We start from the raw sequence: 19,746 nt of genomic DNA on the forward strand, positions 1-19,746 counted from the left end.
GGCTCGGTGTCAGGCGTCGAGGGCGCGCCGGGCGGCCGCCACGACCTCGGCATCGGTCACGAAGTGCGCCGAACCGTCGTCGGCCCCACCCATCGGGACCCCGGCGTGGGCGCTGTCCGGCGCGGCACGCTTCGCCGACAGGTGCACGGCGGCGGCGCCCGTCGCGACCAGCGCCCGGATGTCGGCCGGGGTGACGCCGGCACCGGCCATGACCTGCACCGGCCCGGCGGCGTCGACCATCCGGGCGATCGTGGCAGCGCCGGCTCCCGCGGTGGGGGCTCCGCCGGAGGTCAGCACGCGGGTGAACCCGAGGGCGGCGAGCGTGGCTGCTGCGGCGACGGGGTCCTCCGCGTGGTCGATCGCCCGGTGCAGGGTGATCTCGGCGGTCGTGCTGACCGAGCGGGCGGCGTCGACGAAGCGGCGCAGGGCGTCCTCGTCGAGTGTCCGGTCCGGGCGCAGCGCGCCGACGACGACACCGGCGGCACCGGAGCGCAGGACCGTCCGGACCTCGCGCACCATGAGCTCGACCTCGTCAGGGGTGTGCACGAACCCGCCGGGGCGGCACCGGACCAGCGCGTGCGCCGGGATCCCGGTCTCGTGGGTCGTCTCGACCAGGGCCTGCGACGGGGTCAGCCCGCCGAGCTCGAGCCCGACGCAGAGCTCGACCCGGTCGGCCCCGCCGTCCCGTGCGACGACCGCACCCTGCGGCGAGGTGACCGCGATCTCGAGTGCAACGGGCGAAGGGGTCATGCAGAGGCTCCGAGTGGCTGGTCCGAGGCCGGGATGATCCTGGCGGTCAGGTCCGGGGCCTCGGGGAACACTCGATCGTAGGGGAACATCGGCCGCTCGATCCTGTGGTGCCCGAGGCGCAGCAGGTCCTGGTCGACACCACCCGGGGTGAGCGCGAGCATCCAGTCGGCGGCCATGTCGAACAGCTCCGGCTCGAGGTACCCGATCTTCACCACGACGACGTCGGCCTGCCGTGGTGCCAGGTCGAGGTCGGTGAAGTCGTGCTCGTGGTGGTACGGCTTGCGCAGCTTCGTCAGGATCGCGAAGACGCTGCCGACCTGCAGCACGACCTCGGTCTCGGCGTCGCGGTCGCCGTGCTTGATCGCGTGGACCCGCCCGGTCATGGTGATCGGTCCGGCGTGCACGGCATCGACCGACGCACCTGCGGTCACCGTGACGGTCGCACCCACACCGGCCTCGACCGCGGTCGCCACGGCGGCGGCGCCGGGGACGCTCGCGTAGATCAGGGTGGGGCCGTCGGCGCTCGCGAAGGCCGGGTTCGCGAGCACCTGCGTCAGTCCCCAGGTCATGTCGCCGGAGCCGCCCGCGGTGGGGTTGTCGCCGGAGTCGGACACGAAGTAGGGGTGTGCGGCGCCGGGTGCGAGCGCGGCGGCGAGGCACTCGTCGAACGTGCCGGTCGGTGCGACGAAGACGAAGTCCTCGCGGACGTCCCAGAAGGCACGGGCGAGTCGCTCGGCACCGGCGGCCACGGCGGCCTCGTCCCACCCGGTGACGACGGTGACGGCCTGGTCGCGGGGCTGGTCCGCCCAGGCGTAGCCGACCCAGATCGCGGCGTCGAGCACGCCGTCGGTCTGCTCGACGAGCGGCACCTGCGCGTACAACGAGGCGGCGGGTTCGAGGCGGGTCGAGGTCTGCTCCCCGGGCAGCAGGACGGGGATCGGGATCCAGGCCTTCACGGGGCGCTGCGCTCCGGCAGGACGCGTGGTGAGCACGTCGACCAGGTTCCGGACGGCACGTTCCTTGGTCTCCATGGCGTCCTCGTGCGGGGCCATCCGGTAGCAGGTGACGAGGTCGACCTGGTGGGCGAGCTCGCGCGTGACGTTGCCGTGCAGGTCCATCGACGCCGACACGATGACGTCCGGGCCGATCACCGCACGGATCCGGCCGAGCAGGTCCGCCTCGGCGTCGTCGAGGCCCTCGACGACCATCGCGCCGTGGATGTCGTACCAGAGGCCGTCCACGTGCTCGGCGTCGACGATCGCGCGCAGTCGCGTGACGATCTCGGCCGCGAGCTCCTCGTACGACGCCCGGTCCACGATGCCACCGGGCAGCGCGTGCCCGATGAGCGCCCCGCGGAAGTCCGCAGTGTCGGACATCGCGGACAGGAACGGGTACCGCGCCACGACCTCGTCGCCACGGTCCGGGTGGAACGCCGGTGCGTGGGTGCGGGTGGGGGTGAAGGTCGACGTCTCGATGGCCAGTCCGGCGATGGCGACGACCGGACGACGGGCACCGGCGGGGACGGCGGGGGTGGCGGGCACGGTCTCAGACACGGGCGCTCCTGTTCCTGGTGGTGGACTGCGGGATGGGGGTGGACAGCTCCTCGAGCGAGGCGGCGAGGCCCCGCTGCAGTGCGAACTGGCCGGCACCGACGAGCCCGGCATCGGCGCCGAGCGACACCGGCTCGATCGCCAGGTGCTGCGTCATGAGCGGGTGGCAGCTCTCGTAGAGCTGACTGCGCACGGCCGCGATGAACGGGTCGAGGGTGGAGAGGATGCCGCCCAGGTAGACGGCGTCCGGGTTGAAGAAGTTCACGTTGGCCGCGAGCACCTCGCCGAGGTACCGACCGGCCAGGCGCACGGCACGGGTGGCCTCGGGGTGGGCGTCCGAGGCGAGTCGGACGACGTCGGCGGTCGAGGAGACGTCGACCCCGGCGCCCGACAGGATCCGCACCAGGGCGGCTCCGGACGCGACGGTCTCGAGGCACCCGGTGTTCCCGCACGAGCACGGGGTGTCGCCCGCGGCGTCGATCCGCACGTGGGTGATGTCCCCGGCCGAGCCCGTGGACCCGCGGTACAGGCGACCGTCGATGACGATGCCCGCGCCGATCGCCGACCCGGCCTTGATCGTGATGGTCTGCCGGCGTCCCGGAGGCTGCACGCTCTGCTCGCCGGCGGCCATGCAGTTCGCGTCGTTGTCGACGATCGCCGGCAGGCCGAATCGGTCGGACAGCCAGGCGGCCACCGGGAACCCGTTCCAGCCCGGCATCCGGCTCGGCAGGTCGACGACACCGGCCTCGACGTCGACGGGTCCGGGCAGACTGAGCCCGACCCCGCGCAGACCGGCGCGGCCACGGTCGTCGGCGAGCCGCTCGAGCAGGCCGGCCAACCGCTGCAGGCCGGCGGTCGGACCGTCGGAGAGCGCGAACGGGACGTTCGCGACCGACTCGAGCGCGCCTCCCGGCAGCACGATGCCGACCCGCGCGTGCCCACCGCCGACGTCGGCGGCGACCGCGTACTCGTCGACGCCGCCGATGCGGAGCACCTTGCGGGGACGGCCGCCGGTCGAGACGTCGGTGCCTTCTTCTGCGAGCAGCCCGTGCGACAGCAGCTGGGTGACGACGTGCGACACCGTCGACGGAGCGGCGCCGAGCAGTGTGGCGATCTCGGTGCGACTCGCGGCCTGACCCGACGCGACGAGTTCGAGGACGCGAGCAGAGAGGTCCGTCACGACTTTCTCCAATCCGGGGGAAACGACGGCCGAACCGACCGAACACCCGGAGCCTAATCGGCGGAACGGCCCGTTCACCCTTTCGTCCAAACGGCAGAAACGCAGTTTTTACACGAAGATGTTTGTTTTTCCAACGGCTTTGGCCATTGACTGTGTCCGTGCCGCTCGGCACGCGTGCTCCACCTCCCCAGAACTCCCACGCACCAGGAGACACACATGACCAAGCCCCGCCGCTGGGCGCTCCTCACCGGAGCAGCGATCGCCGTGAGCGCCCTGCTCGCCGGATGTTCCGGGGGCGGTTCCGCCACCTCGAACGCGAACCCGGACGAGATCGACTACGCCCTCCCCGCGAACTTCACGCCCAACTGGATCCTGCCGATCGGCACCGCCGCGCACCTCAACACGAACAACGGCTCCATCGCGCAGTCGCTGTACGAGCCGCTCGTCGCGTACGACGGCTCCACCGGCAAGATCGCGTGGAACAAAGCGGGCTCCGTCGCCACGGACGCGGAGTTCGCCGACGACGGCAAGAGCGTCGAGATCACCCTCGGTGACCGGCACTGGTCCGACGGCGAGGCGATCACGAGCCGCGACGTCGAGTTCTGGTTCAACCTGATCAAGGCGAACAAGGACCAGTGGGGCTCGTACTCGAAGGGCAAGGCGCCGGACAACTGGACCTCGTTCAAGACCGTCGACGACACCCACTTCACGATCACGTTCGACAAGGCGTACAACTCGGACTGGATGCTCGCCAACCAGCTGAGCCACATCATCCCGCTGCCGCAGCACGCCTGGGACAAGACGAGCGCGAGCGCGAAGGTCACCGACGCCGACGAGACCACCGCCGGCGCGAAGCAGGTCTGGAAGTACCTGAACACCGCGGCCGGCAAGATCTCCGACTACGCCACCGACGACCTGTGGAAGACCATCTCCGGTCCGTACGGCGTGAAGGCGTTCACCACCGCCGGCAAGGTCACCCTCACCGCGAACACGAAGTACGACGGCGGCGAGAAGCCCTCGATCACGACCGTCAACCTGCTGCCGTTCACGACGGCCGACGCCGAGGTGAACGCGGTCCGCTCCGGCGAGGTCGACTACGGCTACATCAACGCCACGGACATGGACCAGGAGTCCTCGTTCACGGCGAAGGGCTACGAGGTCGAGCCGTGGACCGGCTGGGCCATCACCTACATGCCGTACAACTTCAACAACCCGGACATGGGCGCCGTCTTCAAGCAGCTGTACGCCCGCCAGGCCGTGCAGATGTCGATCGACCAGAAGTCCCTGTCGAAGGTCGTCTTCAACGGCACCGCCACCTCGACCTACGGCCCGATCCCGCAGGCGCAGGAGTCCGACTACGTCTCCGACGTGCAGAAGGACAACCCGTACCCGTTCAGCACGTCGAAGGCAAAGGCGCTCCTCACCGACCACGGCTGGGAGGAGCAGGGCGGCACCATGGTCTGCACCGACCCGGGCACGTCCGACAGCCAGTGCGGTGAGGGCGTGAAGGACGGCACGAAGTTCACCATGGGTGTCCTGTCGCAGTCCGGTTCGACCGTGACCGACAACATGATGAGCGCGATCCAGTCCTCGCTCGCGAAGACCGGCATCGGCTTCACCATCAAGACCGCGCCGGTGTCGAGCGTCCTGTCGCAGACCCCGACGTGCACGAGCGACGAGGCCAGCTGCGACTGGGACCTGTCGTTCTTCGGCACCGCGGGCAGCTGGTACTTCCCGGCCTACCCGACCGGTGAGTCGCTCTTCTCGACCGGTGGTTCGGCGAACTTCGGCAGCTACTCGAACAAGCAGGTCGACGACCTCATCGATGCGACCACCACCTCGACCGACGCCACCGCCGTGCAGGACTACAGCGCCGCGGTCGCGAAGGACCTGCCGGTGATCTGGCTGCCGAGCCCCGACTACCAGATCTCGGTCGTCAAGAAGGGCCTGTCCGGGTTCGACCAGGACTCGCTCGCCAACTTCCACCCGGCCCAGTGGAAGTGGAACAAGTAGGACCGTGACCACGGACGGGAGGCGCGGTGCGCGCCCGACGCGCACCGCGCCTCCCGTCCCTCGCACGTCTCCAATCCGACCATCGGAAGCCGCATGACCACAGCTCTCTACCTCACCAGGCGCGTCCTGCAGGCGCTCGCGGTGATCCTCATCGTCACGATCGTGGTGTTCTGCCTGCTGCACGCGCTGCCCGGCGGACCCGCCCGCGGTGTCCTCGGCGTCTCCGCGACCCCCGCGCAGATCACCGCGTTCAACCAGGCGCAGGGACTCGACCAGGCGCTGCCGGTGCAGTACCTGCGGTTCCTCGGCCGCCTGCTCACCGGTGACCTCGGCACCTCGTACACGCTCAACGAACCGGTGTCGCAGCTCATCGCGGAACGCCTGCCGAAGACCCTCGTCCTCACCGGCATCTCCGCCGTCCTCGGCCTCGTCATCGCGATCCCGGTCGGCATGCTCCAGGCCGCCCGCCGCAACGGCGCGGTCGACTACGCCGCCACCGCGCTGGCCTTCGTCTTCTACTCGACGCCGGCCTTCTTCCTCGGCCTCATCCTGATCATCGTGTTCAGCCAGCAACTGCCGTGGCTGCCCTCGCAGGCGCCGAGCGGCACCACGCTCGCCGAGGTGTTCCAGGACCCCGCCGGGCTCGTCCTGCCCGTCGTCACCGGAGCGCTCGCGATGATCGCCGTGTTCAGCCGGTACATGCGGGCCTCGACCCTCGAGAACCTGCAGGAGGACTACGTCCGCACCGCCCGCGCCGGTGGTGCGTCGACGATGACGATCCTGCGCCGGCACGTGTTCCGGAACTCGCTGACGCCCGTCGTCGCGATGCTCGGCTACTACCTGCCCGTGCTGTTCGGCGGTGCCCTGGTCACGGAGCAGCTGTTCAACTACCCCGGCATGGGGCTCCTGTTCTGGAACGCGGCGCAGTCGTCGGACTACCCGACGCTGCTCGGCTGCGTCCTCGTCATCTCCATCGCGACCGTCATCGGCACCCTGCTCGCCGACGTCGCGCAGTCCCTCATCGATCCGCGAGTGAAGGCGAGCCGCGCATGACCGCCGCGTCAATCATCGACACTGCGTCCACCCATGACGTGAAGGCGAGCCGCGCATGAGCGCCGTACAACTGGCACCCGAAGCACCGGGCGCTCCCGTCACCGTCGCGGCCACCGGGTTCCGGCTCGCCGCCCGCCGGTTCCGCGGCAACACGCTCGCCGTGATCGGCCTGGCCGTGATCGTCGTCATCGTCCTGTTCTGCTTCGTCGGGCCGTTCCTGTACCCGACCGACCAGACCCACACCCTGCTCGAGCAGGCCAACCAGGGACCGAGCGCGGCGCACTGGCTCGGCACCGACGCCGTCGGCCACGACGTGCTCGGCCGGCTGATGTACGGCGGCAAGGTCTCGCTCATGGTCGGCATCGCCGCCGGGGTCCTGGCCACCGTCGTCGGCACCCTGTGGGGTTCGGTCGCGGGCTACGTCGGCGGCTGGGTCGACGCGCTGATGATGCGCGTCGTCGACGCGGGCATCGCGATCCCGGCGCTGTTCATCCTGCTCGTCATCTCGGCCATCACGACCCCCGGTGTCGCCGGGCTCATCCTGATCCTCGGGCTGGTGTCGTGGCTGGTGCCGTCCCGCCTGATCCGCGCCGAGACCCTGACGCTGAAGAACCGCGACTACGTGCTCACCCTGCGCGCGATCGGCGGCTCGCACGCCCGCGCCATCGGCAAGCACCTGCTGCCGAACTCGGTGTCCACGATCGTCGTCGCCGCGACCTTCCAGGTCGCCGACGCGATCCTGCTCGTCGCCTACGTCTCGTACCTCGGGCTCGGCGTGCAGCCGCCCGCGACGGACTGGGGCGGCATGCTCTCGGCGGGACTCACCGCCGCCTACTCCGGACGCTGGTGGCTCATCGTGCCGCCGGGACTGGCCGTGATCCTGATCGTCTGCGCGTTCAACGCCGTGGGCGACGGACTCCGGGACGCCTTCGACGTGAGGGGCCGCTGATGACCACCGAACCGATCCTGCGGACGACCGACCTCGGCGTCTCGTTCAGCACCGAGTCCGGCACCGTGTCAGCCGTGCGGGGCGTGTCCCTGTCGGTCGCGCCCGGCGAGACGCTCGCCCTGGTCGGCGAGTCCGGCTCCGGCAAGTCCACGGTGGCGCTCGCCGCGATGGGGCTGCTCTCCGGCAACGCGACCGCGACCGGCAGCGCGCTCGTCGCCGGTCACGAGGTCGTCGGTGCTCCCGAACCGTCGCTCCGTGCCCTGCGGGGCTCGACGGTGTCGATGGTCTTCCAGGAGCCCGCGACGGCCCTCGACCCACTCACCCGGGTCGGCGCGCAGATCGCCGAGGTGATCCGGAACCACCGAACGGTCACCGCCGCGCAGGCCGCGGCCGAGGCCGTCGACCTGCTCCGCCGCGTCGGCATCCCCGACCCCGAGTCGCGCACCCGGTCGTTCCCGTTCCAGCTGTCGGGCGGGCAACGCCAGCGCGTGGTGATCGCGATGGCGATCGCGAACTCGCCGAAGCTGCTCATCGCGGACGAGCCGACGACCGCACTCGACGTGACCGTGCAGGCCGAGATCCTCGAACTGCTCCGGAAGCTCGCCGTCGACACCGGCACGGGCGTGCTGCTCGTGACGCACAACATGGGCGTCGTCGCGGACTTCGCAGACCGCGTCGCGGTCATGCTGCAGGGCGAGATCGTCGAGACCGGCAGCGTCGAGGACGTCCTGCTCCGTCCGGAGCACGAGTACACGAAGCGGCTGCTCGCCGCGGTGCCGCGGCTCGACGTGGCGGGCGACCGTCCTGCCGCCCCGGTCGACGCGGGGTCCGCTGACGCGGCGGCCGGGAGGCCCGGAGCGGCCCCGGTGGTCGACCTGCGGGACGTCACGGTGACGTTCGGGCGCGGGGCGCGCGCCGTCCACGCGTTGCAGGGGATCGACATCGCCGTGCACGCGGGCGAGACGGTCGGCCTGGTCGGCGAGTCCGGCTCCGGCAAGTCCACCGCGGCCCGGGTGGCGCTCGGGCTCATCACGCCGACGTCCGGCACGGTGTCGCTGTTCGGGCAGGACCTGCGGACCGCGAAGGGCCGTGACCGCCGTGCACTCCGCGCCGGCATCGGCGTCGTGCTGCAGGACCCGGTGGCCTCGCTCGACGCCCGGATGTCCGTGGCGGAGTGCATCGCCGAACCGCTCGCCGTGCACCGCCGTGGGATTTCGTCGGCGGACCGTCGTCGGCGGATCGACGAGGTGCTCGACGCCGTCCGGTTGCCGCGGTCCCTCGCCTCGCGTGCACCCCGCGAGCTCTCGGGCGGGCAGCGCCAGCGGGTCTCGCTCGCCCGTGCCCTGGTGCTCGAGCCGCGGTTGCTCGTCGCCGACGAACCGACCTCGGCGCTCGACGTCAGCGTGCAGGAGACCGTGCTCGAGGTCCTCGGTGAACTGCAGGACGACCTGGGGTTCGCGTGCCTGTTCGTCTCGCACGACCTGGCCGTCGTGCAGCACTTCGCCGAGCGCGTCGTGGTGATGCGCCAGGGCGTCGTCGAGGAGCAGGGCACCACCGGCACGACGCTGCTCCACCCCACCACCGACTACACCAGGCGCCTGCTCGCCGCCGTACCCGTGCCCGACCCCGTCCTGCAACGGCAGCGTCGGACGGAGCGTCTCGCCTCGCTCGCGGCGGTGACCGCGTGACCCGGGTGATCGCCGGCGTCGACGTCGGCGGCACGAACACCAAGGTCGTCCTGACGACCCCCGACCTCGAGGTCATCGACCGCGTCGACCTGCCGACGCCCGCCCACGCGGGCGGGGCGGCGATCGTGACGGCCGCCGTCGGGGCGGTGACGGGCCTGCTCGTCCGGCACCGGGCCTCCTTGACGGGTGTCGGGGTGGGCGCGGCCGGCGTGGTCGACGCGGCCACGGGCACCGTCCTGGTGACGGGCAACTCGTTCACCGGCTGGGCCGGTTACGGCGTGACACGCGCGGTCAACGACGCCCTCGGCGTGCCGGCGACGCTCGACAACGACGTGAACGCGTTCCTGCTCGGCGAGATCGCCACGGGTGCCGTCGCGGGGGAGTCCGACGTGCTCGGGATGACCCTCGGCACCGGGGTCGGCGGTGCGTTCGTGCTCGGCGGACGGCTGTTCGCGGGGCCGCGCGGCGCCGCCGGTGAGATCGGCCACGTGCCGGGCTTCGGTGACGCGCTGTGCACCTGCGGACAGATCGGACACCTCGAGACGATCGCGGGCGCGCGTGGCATCGCCGACCGGTACGCCGAACGATCCGGCCGGCGGCTGTCGGCGCGTGACGTCGCGGTCGCCGCGCGTGCAGGTGACACGGACGCCGCTGCCGTCTTCCAGGCCGCGGGGTGGGGCCTGGCGCGCGCCGCCCTGCTCACCGCGGGGATCCTCGACGTCACGACGATCGTGATCGGCGGCGGCATCGCGCGGTCGTGGGACCTGCTCGAACCGGCCATCACCGCCGCGATCGCGGCCGAGCCCCCGGTGAGCGGTGCGACGATCCGGCTGGCGCAGTCGACCCTCGGGTCGGACGCCGTGGCGCTCGGTGCCGCGTCGCAGGTGCGCGCGCTCGTGCTCGAGGCCGAGCCGGCGTAGCGACGGACCCGGGGCGGGTCGGGTCAGCGCACCCAGACGACGATGCCGCGCAGGTCGTGCAGCACGGCCGCCAGACCCGCACGCACTGCGCGGTCGGCGCGCTCCTCGGTGAAGGTGGACGGGTCGTAGTGGCTCGACGGTCCGAGCCCCTCGCCGCGGAAGCCGCCGCCGGTCCAGTCCGCGGCCGTCACGTTCGACGTCGGCTCGGCGATCTCGGCACCCACGACCAGGAACTGCTGGTGCAGTGCCGTCGGCGACACCGCGGCGAGCGGGTCGACCATGTGGTTGCCGACGCTGATCACCAAGTCGGACCGCTCGTCGATCGCCCGGGTGACCGCCGCGATCCGGTCGTCGGCGTCCGTCGCCGACACCCTCGTGACGGTGACGTCCTCGTCCGCCGCCCACGACGCGACGGCGTCGAGCAGGGTCCGGGTCGGGGCGTCGTCGGCGTCACCGGCGTCCGACAGCAGCACGACGTCGTAGTCGTCGGGGGCGTGGACCCCGGACCACGAACCCGGCTCCGGGTGGATGGTGGCCTCGGGTGCCGGCGGCTGCGTCGGGTCGGAGAAGCCCGCGCCGAGGGCACCGGCCGTGGCGTGCGCCGTCGCCGACGTGCCGGTGCCGGTGCCGGTGCCGGCGTCGGTTCCGGCTCCTGCGTCGGTCCCGCCGGGTGTCGCCGAGCACCCGGCCAGCAGGGCGACGCCGGTGCCGACGAGGGCGACGGTGGTCAGCAGGACGGTCGTCCGGGCAGCGAGGCGGGTCACTGCATCATCGAAACACGTCGGTGTGCCGCACCGGGCCGGCTCCGCCGGCTGTCCGGCACCTGTCCCACTGCTGGTCACCACCTGTTCACCTGCCGGTCGTCCGAGGGCCGGATCGTCTGCGCGTGCCTTCCGGAACCCCCGTCGCGCTGCTGCGCGCCCGCCCTGCCCGTCCTGCCCGCCCTGTCCGTCCGTCCCGCCCGTCCGCGCTGATCGCACGGGTCGTCGCCGCGCTCCTGCTGCTCGGGGTGGTCGTCGTCGGCGTGCTGGCCGGGGCGTCGCCGGCATCGGCGCACGGCTTCAGCTCGGTCGTCTACGCGAAGGTGACGTCGACGGAACCGACCGTCGTGCACGCGGAACTCGGGCTCGAGTACGACCTGATGCTCGTGTCGGTCGCCACGAGCGAGCACGACGACGCATTCCACACGCAGGGGCAGAAGGCCTGGGACGACGGCGACTTCCCGGGGATGGTGTCGGCGGCCGAGGCGCACACTGACGCGCTCGGGCAGTACGTGTTCGACCGGTTCTCGGTGTCCGGCGCGGGTGGGCAGGCCTGCACGGGCGTGCTCGGCGACAGCGTCACGGTCGACCTGCAGGACGAGGTGCCGTACGCCCACGTGACGGCGGACTTCACCTGCCCGCCGCAGTCGGAGACGCAGACCGGACACGTCGTGACGTCGACACTGTTCCCGGACAGTGAGACCTTCGTGCGCGACACCAAGACGATCGTCACCTACAACGTCGACGCGAAGCAGGGATCGGCGACGCTCGATGCCTCGCAGCCGTCGTTCTCGACCGAGCAGTCGGCCGGGCAGCGCTTCTGGGAGTTCTTCCGCCTCGGTGCCGAGCACCTGCTGACCGGCATCGACCACATCCTGTTCCTCGTCGCGCTCATCGCCGGGTCACGGCGCCTGCGCGAGGTGGTCTACACCGCGTCGGCGTTCACCATCGCGCACTCGATCACGTTCATCCTCGCCGCGCTCGGGGTGGTCAGCCCGCCCGCGATCGTCGTCGAGCCGCTCATCGCCCTGTCCATCGCCGCCGTGGCCGGCTGGTACCTGTGGCGGCTCTGGCGGCGCCGGTCGCGGGCCGACGAACTCGTGGTCGGTGAACACGGGCACTTCTCGCTCGACCGGGCGGGCTGGACACGCCTGGCCGTCGTGTTCGCGTTCGGGCTCATCCACGGGCTCGGGTTCGCCGGGGCGCTGGGCATCCACGAGGCGTTCTCGTGGCAGCTGCTCGTGTCGCTCCTCGTCTTCAACGTCGGCATCGAGGCGGTGCAGCTCGCGATCATCGTCATCGTCTTCCCACCGCTGTCGCTCCTGCGTCGGAAGGCCCACCGGGTCTCGCTCTGGGTCACCGGACTCGTGACCGCCGGGGTGTTCGTGATGGGGATGATCTGGTTCGTCGAGCGACTCGCGGCGGGATGACGGTGGTCCGCTCCTGAACAGCGACGACTTGTCACTCAGCGTTTACCAAGACGTTTCGCAGTGCATGCAGAGTCTTCCGTGCTGCACCATCCCACGTCTGAGAAACGGACCACCATGAGTCTCCTGTCCGGCGCCACCACACGGCGCAGAACCACCACCCTCCGCGTGTGCGGAGCCGTCCTCGGGGCCGCGCTCATCGCCGGCGCCTCGATGGTCGGCACGAACGTCGCCTCCGCCGCGACGAACACCCCCACCACCAACATCTCCACCGGCGGCCCGCTCCACATCCTGCTGGGCGTCGGTGCCACCGAGAGCCAGCGCATCGCCTCGTGGTACTTCCCGACGAACGTCGCGCAGTCGCTCGAGATCCAGAAGACCGCATCGATGACCGACGGGGTCTTCACCGACGCCAAGTCGACGATCGCCGCGTCGAAGGCCGCGAACACCGCAGTCGACACGAGCACGACGGACTCGAACACGAAGAGCATCGACGGCATCGCCGCCGAGTCGGGCTACATCAACGCCCACGCCACGATCTCGGACCTCGAGCCGAACACCTCGTACACGTACCACGTCGGTGCGGCGGACGGGTCGGCCTGGTCGGCGTCGTACACGTTCACCACGAAGAGCTTCTCCGGCGACTTCGACTTCCTGTTCTTCGGTGACCCGCAGATCGGTTCGTCGGGCTACGTCGACGACGACGGCGCCGGCTGGGCGGACACGCTGCGGTACGCCACGACGACCGAGCCGGACGCCGAGCTCCTGGTCTCCGGTGGCGACCAGATCGAGCACGCCAACAACGAGTACGAGTGGGGTGCGTTCGCCGACAGCAGCGACGTCCTCAAGCGCTACCCGTGGGCCTCGACCATCGGCAACCACGACGTCGGCGGCAAGGCGTACGAGCAGCACAACCAGGTGCCGAACTCGCTCAAGGTGCCGGACTTCTACCCGGGCGGCAACACCACCGCGAACTCGGGTGGCGACTACTGGTACATGTACAAGGGCGTCCTGTTCATCGACATCAACTCGAACGCCTACGCGGCCGGATCGGACGCTGCCCACGTGAACTACGTGCGCGACGTCATCAACCGCTACGGCGACGACGCGAAGTGGACCACGCTGGTCTACCACCACTCGATCTACTCGCCGGCCGACCACGCGAACGACAAGGACAACCAGCAGCGCCGGTTCGACTTCACGCGTGCGTTCTCCGACATGGGCGTCGACCTCGTCCTGCAGGGCCACGACCACTCCTACTCGCGCAGCTACGCGATCAAGAACGGCAAGAAGGCCAACGTCAACGAGCAGCCCGCTGCTCCCGAGGTCTTCTCCGGCCCCGGCGGCGTCATCTACATGACGGCGAACTCGGCCTCCGGCTCGAAGTACTACGACCTGACCACTCCGGACGCCACCCAGAGCGGCTACGGCGCAGACCCGCTCGACCCGACGGGCAAGCGCCACTGGGCCAACTCGGTCGAGAACCAGGAGCACGTCCGCTCCTTCGTCAAGGTCTCGGTCACCGACGAGAAGCTCTCCGTGCAGGACATCCGCGCCGGCGACTGCACCACGCTCAACTCGGCAGTCCAGCACGGCAACGTCGACAGCTGCGGCGTGACGCTCCAGCCGACCGCCACCGCCGACCCGGCCGCGATCGGTTCGACCGTCGACCAGTTCGACCTGCACGCCACGCTGCCCGCGACCACCACGACGCTCGCGGTCTCCGCCGCGTCGCAGACCGTCAACGCGGCGAAGCCGGCCACGGTCACCGCGACCATCGCCGGTGGCATCGGCAAGCAGCAGGGCACGCTGACGGTCTCGGACGGCAAGAAGGTCCTCGGCACCGTCCCCGTCAAGAACAGCACCGCGACCATGACGCTCCCGAGCGCCCTGGCCATCGGCACGCACTCGCTCACCGCCAAGTTCGCCAACGCGGACTCGACCTTCTCGGGCACCGACTCGGCGACCGCGAAGGCCACCACCGTCACCGTCACGAAGGCCCCGTCCCGCACGGCGCTCAAGTACAGCGGTGGCAAGGCGACCGTGCAGGTCAAGGCCACGGGCTTCACCGTGAACGGCACCGCGCGGATCTACCAGGGCACGAAGCGCCTGGCGACCGTCACCGTCAAGAACGGCAAGGTCACCTCGGCGCTCGCGCTGAAGAAGGGCACGCACAAGCTGCACGCCGTCTTCGCCGGTACCGACACCCTGACGACGAGCACCAGCCCGGTGCAGTCGATCGTCATCAAGTAACACCAGCGCACCAGCGAGGGCCCCGCGACTCCGGTCGCGGGGCCCTCGTACGTCGCTCAGGACTGCGCAATCGTGAAGCGAGGACGACGGTCGCCACGGGCGTGCCGACCACGGCGACCACCACGACCGCAAGGCTCCGTGGGATCGATCGGTTCCGAACACGTTGTGTAAGCGATGGGTTACTGGTGGTGCTTGTAAGCGATCGGTGACAGGGTTACGCTGTAACCGGACGATTACAGCGGAGGCGTACATGCGAGTCGACACTGCCCTTGCACTGGGCGATCTCGTCCACGAGCGCCGCACGCATCTCGGTTGGTCCCAGGCTGAGCTCGCCGAGCGGATGGGTGTCAGCCGCCGATGGGTCAACGAGTTCGAGGGCGGGAAAGGCACCGCACAGCTCCGTCTTGCCTTCGACGCGCTGACCGTCCTGGGCCTGGTCCTCGAGGCGCACGAGCGCGACCGATGAGCGAGCTGCGCACGTTCCTCGACGGCGTGCCGGTCGGCGCCTTCGAGATGAGCACCGGTGGGAACACCACCTTCACCTACGACGAGGCGTACCGGAACCTGCCCGACGCGACCCCGGTGTCGTTGTCGATGCGAACCGGCCGCGCCAGATGGAAGGCAAAGGCGGCCGGACCGTTCCTCGCGGGACTGCTTCCCGACAGCCCGGAGCGGCTGCGCGAACTCGCTTCGGAGCACCACGTCACCGAGAACCCGTTCCGGCTGCTTGAGCGCCTCGGCCGTGATGCCGCTGGTGCCGTGCAGCTGCTCCCTCCGGCGACGGACTCCTCGGACGCGGCGGTCCGGCGTGGTGCCGTGCACCGCCTGACGGACGACGACTTCGACGGCTTGGTCGACGCGCTCGCGCGCAACCCGGGATCGTGGGGCGGCACGATGAACGCCGGACGGTGGTCGCTCGCGGGCGCGCAGAGCAAAGCCGCCCTGTTCCGCTTCGACGACGGGACCTGGGGTGTGCCGCAGGACTCGACCCCGACGACCCACATCATCAAGCCGGTCATCGCGACGATGCCGGACCACGACGTGAACGAGTACGTGTCGATGGAGGCCGCTCGGCTCCTCGGGCTGCAGGTCGCGGACCACGAGTTGCTGCGGACCTCAACCGGCGCCCGGGTGTTCGTCAGCAAGCGGTACGACCGAGTCCGTGACGATGACGGGTCATGGCGTCGGCTCCACCAGGAGGACCTCTGCCAAGCGCTGTCCGTCTACCCGTCCAGGAAGTACCAGGAAGAGGGCGGACCATCGGCGAAGCAGATCGCGGTGCTCCTCCGCGGAGCCATCGCGCAGCCCGACGAACGCCGTGATGCGCAGCGACGGTTCTTCGAGGCGCTGGTGCTGAACGTCGCGATGCTCGGAACGGATGCTCACGCGAAGAACTACTCGCTCCTCCTCGACGGCCCCTCTGTCCGCCTGGCGCCTCTGTACGACCTCGGCTCACACGCTGCGTACCCGTCAGCTGACGGTTCGACGCTGCGCGGCGCGATGTCCGTCGGCGACGAGTACCGCTTCGACGGGATCGGTGAGGAGCAGTTCCGTGACATCGGCAGGTCCCTGGACATCGCTCCGGACGAGGCAACCGATCGCTACCGAAACATCACCTCCGGCGTCGCCGCAGCGTTCGCGCAGGCGGCGGCAACGGTGGAGGAGCCATTCGGTCGAGAGCTCGCCGACGCTGTGGCACGGAACGCGACGCGTCGCGGTTGGTGAGCTGAGCGGAGAGCGACCGCGCGCTCCGCGCGGGTCGCGGCTACGCTCCACTCCACCGGGGCCAGGGGCGGCCCCACCAGGGGACCAGGGGCACACCATGACGGGACGACGACGCGCGACGGTCGGGATCACGATCGCACTCACACTGATCGGCGTGCTCATCGCGCCCGTCACCGCGGCGGTGGCCGCTCCGGACGACGGTGCGCTCACCGTCATGCTGACCGACCCGGAGAAGCGGCCGCTCGCGATGGAGGGCGTGGTCGTCGACCTCCGCACCCCGGACGGCAGCACCGCTGACTCGGCGACGAGCGACCGCCGCGGCCGGATGACGTTCGACGCGGTCCCGGCAGGCACCTGGACGCTGCACGGTGAACGCGAGGGCTCGTACGGCTTCGACGACGTGGTCCCGGCGGAGCGGACCGGCGTCGTGGTCAGCGCCGGTGGGCACGAGACCGTCGTGCTCGTGGTGCGGCGGGGTGCCTCGATCGGCGGCACCGCCCACAACCCGTACGGCGCGGACCTGTCCGGCGCAGCGGTCGTCGTCCGTGGCTGGAACACCGGCACCGTGCGGCGGACCGTCACCTCGCCCGACGGTCACTACTGGGTGCACGGCCTGCCGAGCGACGACTACAGCGTGCAGGTCAACGCGCACGACGAGACGCTCGACTCGTGGCCGGCGTTGCGCAACGAGTCGTGGGGCTTCCACCGTGATCCCGGCTCCACTGCGGAGCGCTCGTACGTCCGGGTCGCGCACCAGGTCGGGGGCCGCACCGAGACGGTCGTGGACGGCATCGATGCGAGCTCGACCCGGGGCGTCGCCCTCACCGGGATCCTCAACCCGCAGCTCGACACCGACTTCACCGGCGCCACCGTCCACGTGTACGGCGAGTCGATCGGCAGCACCTTCGACACGCACCTCAGCTACTGGTCGCCCGGTCGGGGCGGGACCTTCGGCGCGGTGCTGAGCCCCGGACGCTACAAGGTCGAGGTCGTCGGCTGGTCGCCGAGCCAGCGCCGGTACGTCTCGTACTGGTACGGCGGCGAGGGCAACCGTCCGGTGGCGGACCGTGCGGCGTCGCACACGATCGTCATCCGCGACGAGAGCCGCTCGATCTCGTTCTGGAGCACCCGCTGACGGCTTCGTCGTCTGCTCAGAACTCGCGGGCGGCGACGTCGGGTCGCTGCGACGCCGCGAGGAGTCTACGGAGCTGGTCCGCGCTGACGGGTGCGCCGGGGTCGGCGAGGTGGTCGCGTGCGAACCCCTCCGGATCGGCCGCGTAGATCGGCGTGTAGGCACCGGACTCCGGCTCGGAGCGCCACGACTCCGCCAGACTCCCGGAGTCGACGGTGTCGAACCCCAGGGCGTCCACGATCGACGAGACGGACGCCTTCGCCCCGGCGTCGTCCCCCGCGACCGCCAGTGCCGTGCGCGGCTCGGAGCCGGACTGCGTCGGGATGTGGTGGGCCACGATGTTGTTGAACGCCTTGACCAGCGCGACACCCGGTAGCAGCGACTGCTCGTACTCGGCGGTCGTGCTCGTCAGCGTGTCCAGCTCCTCGATCCGGCCGTCTCGGTAGGGGTAGTAGTTGCCCGTGGACAGCACCGTCCTGCCGGCCAGCGCGTCGAGCGGCAGGGCCCGGTAGGAAGCGAGTGGGACCGTCAGCACCGTGACGTCCCCGAACCGGGCGGCAGCTCGAGCGTCGCCAGCCTGCGCGCGGGGCCCGAGTTCGTGGACGAGGTCGGCGAGCGACTCCGGCCCGCGTGAGTTCGCGACGAGGACCTCGAGCCCGGCCGTGACGGCCCGTCTGGCGATCGCGCTCCCGATCGCTCCGCTGCCGATGATGCCGATGCGTGTCATGGTCGTGCTCCTTGCGTCGCTGGTTCGTGGTCGTCGGTGGGTGGGGCCGTCCAGCCGCTCCTGAGCAGCGCCGTGAGGGCACCGGTGGTCGTGGCGTCCGCCATGGCTGCTCCTCGCACCCAGCTGATGGCCAATGCCGCGAGGAACAGATCGCGTGCGCGCACGTCGCGTCGGGCGCTGCCGTCCTCCTGCGCAGCGCGCAGGAACGAAGCGGTCGTCGTGACGAACCCCTCGCAGGTCATCGACAGCGGGGAAGAGTCGGTCATCGTCGCGGTGCGCAACGGGTCCGGCAGCCCGTCGAAGGCGCTGGCCCACTCGACGACTGCGTCGAGCCAGCCTGCCAGCGCGTCGGCGGTGGCCACCGACCCGGCGAGGAGCCGATCGCGTCGCGCGACGAGGGCGTCATCGCGGGCGGCGAGCAGGGTTGCCAGCAAGGACTCCCGGTTCGGGAAGTGCCGGTACAGGGTGCCGGCGCCGACGCCGGCCTGCTTCGCGATCGCATCGAGCGAGCCGGAGACGCCGTGCGCCGAGAAGTGCTGCTCGGCGACGTCCAGGATGTGGTCCCGATTGCGCTGCGCGTCAGCTCGGGGAGCGCGGCCTGCTCGGGTGGTGGTCGCCATACGGGTTCAGTCCTCTCACCGGAGACTGTCTCCGGAACTCGCAAGAGGAGACTATCTCCCTTTCGGCCGTCCGCCGAAGTGCGGACTGGCGCGGCCCCCGAACGAGGGTCAGGATGCTGCCTAGTTGCACAGCGCAACGGGTCAGGTGCTTCCCCCGACAGAGGAGTCGTCATGAAGAAGTCCATCGCAGCCGCGTTCGCCGCCGCGGCCGTCATCACCGCGGGTGTGTTCGCCGCGTCACCCGCCTCGGCACTGCCGGCCAGCACGAAGGTCGTCGGTGGCGAGAAGGCCCCCACCACCTCGTGGGCCGTCCAGCTCGAAGCGTCGGGCGGCTCCATCCCGTCGGGCTACGTCAGCAACTGCACCGGCGAGCAGATCAACGCCTCGTGGATCCTCACCGCCCGCCACTGCATCGACGGCATCGGCGCGATGAACGTCTACCACTCGAACTCCACGACCAACCGGGGCACGGCCGTCGCCGTCGACCGCGTCAGTGCCTCGCCTGCGGGCGACATCGCGCTCGTCCACCTGCGGACCGCCTACTCGCTGTCCACCTACGCGCCCCTCGACCTCACCGCGACCGCCAAGTCGAGCGGGACCGGCACCATCCAGGGCTACGGCCTGCGCGCGAACGCGACCCAGTCCGACGGGCTCTACCAGGCCACCGTCTCGCTCACCGGCGCGAGCACCGATGCCTACAGCGGTCGTGCGCAGCACCTCACGGGCGTGACCGGCGCCTCGAACCACGGTGACTCCGGCGGCCCGTTGCTCGTGAACGGCAAGGTCGTCGCCGTCTGCTCGACCGGTGACAGCGCCGACCCCGGCGCCGACACCAAGGCCGGCTCGAACTACGCCCTGCTGTCGCAGGCCTCGTCCTGGATCCGGACCACGGCCGGCGTCTGAACCACGTGGCGGACGGGAGGCCCGTGGCGACGCCGCCACGGGCCTCCCGTCCGTCATCAGCCGTGTCCCAGGACCGCAGCGGCTGAACGCGCGTC

At 70.7% G+C, this 19,746-nt stretch carries 17 protein-coding genes; 11 read left to right on the forward strand and 6 right to left on the reverse strand.

Translation table 11 applies throughout. The annotated features are described in order from the left end of the window. Positions 1 to 9 precede the first annotated feature (9 nt). The 3 genes from HQQ88_RS15750 to HQQ88_RS15760 are packed head-to-tail and all read right to left on the reverse strand — an operon-like array spanning position 10 to position 3,480. Entirely contained in the window at positions 10 to 750 is a 741-nt protein-coding gene (locus HQQ88_RS15750) for a copper homeostasis protein CutC (RefSeq protein WP_173170164.1), read from the reverse strand. Continuing rightward, positions 747 to 2,303 carry a M81 family metallopeptidase gene (locus HQQ88_RS15755; protein ID WP_367917037.1) on the reverse strand — a complete coding sequence of 519 codons (1,557 nt, stop codon included), beginning with the start codon at positions 2,301 to 2,303 and terminating at the stop codon, positions 747 to 749. Before HQQ88_RS15755 ends, HQQ88_RS15750 begins: the two co-directional genes overlap by 4 nt. Next, entirely contained in the window at positions 2,296 to 3,480 is a 1,185-nt protein-coding gene (locus tag HQQ88_RS15760; RefSeq protein ID WP_123294580.1) for an ROK family protein, read from the reverse strand. The genes HQQ88_RS15755 and HQQ88_RS15760 overlap by 8 nt, the downstream gene beginning before the upstream one ends. A gap of 216 nt (positions 3,481 to 3,696) precedes the next feature. Between HQQ88_RS15760 and HQQ88_RS15765 the strand changes: the two genes are divergently transcribed. The 5 genes from HQQ88_RS15765 (at position 3,697) to HQQ88_RS15785 (ending at position 10,103) form a co-directional block, all read left to right on the forward strand. Next, positions 3,697 to 5,493 (forward strand): peptide ABC transporter substrate-binding protein, encoded by a 1,797-nt coding sequence (locus tag HQQ88_RS15765; protein ID WP_173170168.1) that lies wholly within the window; start codon positions 3,697 to 3,699, stop codon positions 5,491 to 5,493. A 93-nt stretch (positions 5,494 to 5,586) separates the two neighbouring features. After that, complete coding sequence (locus HQQ88_RS15770) at positions 5,587 to 6,546, forward strand: ABC transporter permease (RefSeq protein ID WP_123294582.1); 960 nt, start codon at positions 5,587 to 5,589, stop codon at positions 6,544 to 6,546. 55 nt (positions 6,547 to 6,601) lie between these two features. Then, on the forward strand, positions 6,602 to 7,495 hold the full coding sequence (locus HQQ88_RS15775; RefSeq protein ID WP_111085912.1) for an ABC transporter permease: 894 nt from the start codon (positions 6,602 to 6,604) through the stop codon (positions 7,493 to 7,495). Next, complete coding sequence (locus tag HQQ88_RS15780) at positions 7,495 to 9,183, forward strand: ABC transporter ATP-binding protein (RefSeq protein WP_173170170.1); 1,689 nt, start codon at positions 7,495 to 7,497, stop codon at positions 9,181 to 9,183. Before HQQ88_RS15775 ends, HQQ88_RS15780 begins: the two co-directional genes overlap by 1 nt. After that, the gene (locus HQQ88_RS15785; RefSeq protein ID WP_207895507.1) at positions 9,180 to 10,103 is read left to right on the forward strand and encodes an ROK family protein; all 924 of its coding nucleotides are present in this window, start codon (positions 9,180 to 9,182) and stop codon (positions 10,101 to 10,103) included. The genes HQQ88_RS15780 and HQQ88_RS15785 overlap by 4 nt, the downstream gene beginning before the upstream one ends. A 23-nt stretch (positions 10,104 to 10,126) precedes the next feature. On the opposite strand, the gene HQQ88_RS15790 is transcribed toward HQQ88_RS15785, so the two are convergent. After that, positions 10,127 to 10,867, reverse strand: a complete 741-nt coding sequence (locus HQQ88_RS15790; protein ID WP_173170172.1) for a hypothetical protein — start codon at positions 10,865 to 10,867, stop codon at positions 10,127 to 10,129. 122 nt (positions 10,868 to 10,989) lie between these two features. On the opposite strand from HQQ88_RS15790, the gene HQQ88_RS15795 reads away from it, so the two are divergent. The 5 genes from HQQ88_RS15795 to HQQ88_RS15815 all read left to right on the forward strand — a co-directional run bounded on the left by HQQ88_RS15795 (position 10,990) and on the right by HQQ88_RS15815 (position 17,404). Then, a complete protein-coding gene (locus HQQ88_RS15795; protein WP_173170174.1) occupies positions 10,990 to 12,294 on the forward strand; it encodes a HupE/UreJ family protein in 1,305 nt (434 codons plus the stop codon). Positions 12,295 to 12,408: 114 nt separating this feature from the next. Next, on the forward strand, positions 12,409 to 14,544 hold the full coding sequence (locus tag HQQ88_RS15800) for an Ig-like domain repeat protein (RefSeq protein ID WP_173170176.1): 2,136 nt from the start codon (positions 12,409 to 12,411) through the stop codon (positions 14,542 to 14,544). 250 nt (positions 14,545 to 14,794) lie between these two features. Next, on the forward strand, positions 14,795 to 15,010 hold the full coding sequence (locus tag HQQ88_RS15805) for a helix-turn-helix domain-containing protein (RefSeq protein ID WP_173170178.1): 216 nt from the start codon (positions 14,795 to 14,797) through the stop codon (positions 15,008 to 15,010). Next, positions 15,007 to 16,269, forward strand: coding sequence for a type II toxin-antitoxin system HipA family toxin (locus tag HQQ88_RS15810; RefSeq protein ID WP_173170180.1), 1,263 nt, complete (start codon positions 15,007 to 15,009; stop codon positions 16,267 to 16,269). The genes HQQ88_RS15805 and HQQ88_RS15810 overlap by 4 nt, the downstream gene beginning before the upstream one ends. Before the next feature lie 97 nt (positions 16,270 to 16,366). Continuing rightward, positions 16,367 to 17,404, forward strand: a complete 1,038-nt coding sequence (locus HQQ88_RS15815) for a carboxypeptidase-like regulatory domain-containing protein (RefSeq protein ID WP_173170182.1) — start codon at positions 16,367 to 16,369, stop codon at positions 17,402 to 17,404. A gap of 16 nt (positions 17,405 to 17,420) precedes the next feature. On the opposite strand, the gene HQQ88_RS15820 is transcribed toward HQQ88_RS15815, so the two are convergent. Then, complete coding sequence (locus tag HQQ88_RS15820) at positions 17,421 to 18,128, reverse strand: NAD(P)-binding domain-containing protein (RefSeq protein ID WP_173170184.1); 708 nt, start codon at positions 18,126 to 18,128, stop codon at positions 17,421 to 17,423. Continuing rightward, positions 18,125 to 18,748, reverse strand: coding sequence for a TetR/AcrR family transcriptional regulator (locus HQQ88_RS15825; RefSeq protein ID WP_173170186.1), 624 nt, complete (start codon positions 18,746 to 18,748; stop codon positions 18,125 to 18,127). The genes HQQ88_RS15820 and HQQ88_RS15825 overlap by 4 nt, the downstream gene beginning before the upstream one ends. A 171-nt stretch (positions 18,749 to 18,919) precedes the next feature. Between HQQ88_RS15825 and HQQ88_RS15830 the strand changes: the two genes are divergently transcribed. Then, the gene (locus HQQ88_RS15830) at positions 18,920 to 19,651 is read left to right on the forward strand and encodes a trypsin-like serine protease (protein WP_123671152.1); all 732 of its coding nucleotides are present in this window, start codon (positions 18,920 to 18,922) and stop codon (positions 19,649 to 19,651) included. The last annotated feature ends 95 nt before the right edge of the window (positions 19,652 to 19,746 follow it).

Origin of the sequence: Curtobacterium sp. VKM Ac-2861, from assembly GCF_013204965.1 — a bacterium.
Taxonomy (GTDB): Bacteria; Actinomycetota; Actinomycetes; order Actinomycetales; family Microbacteriaceae; genus Curtobacterium.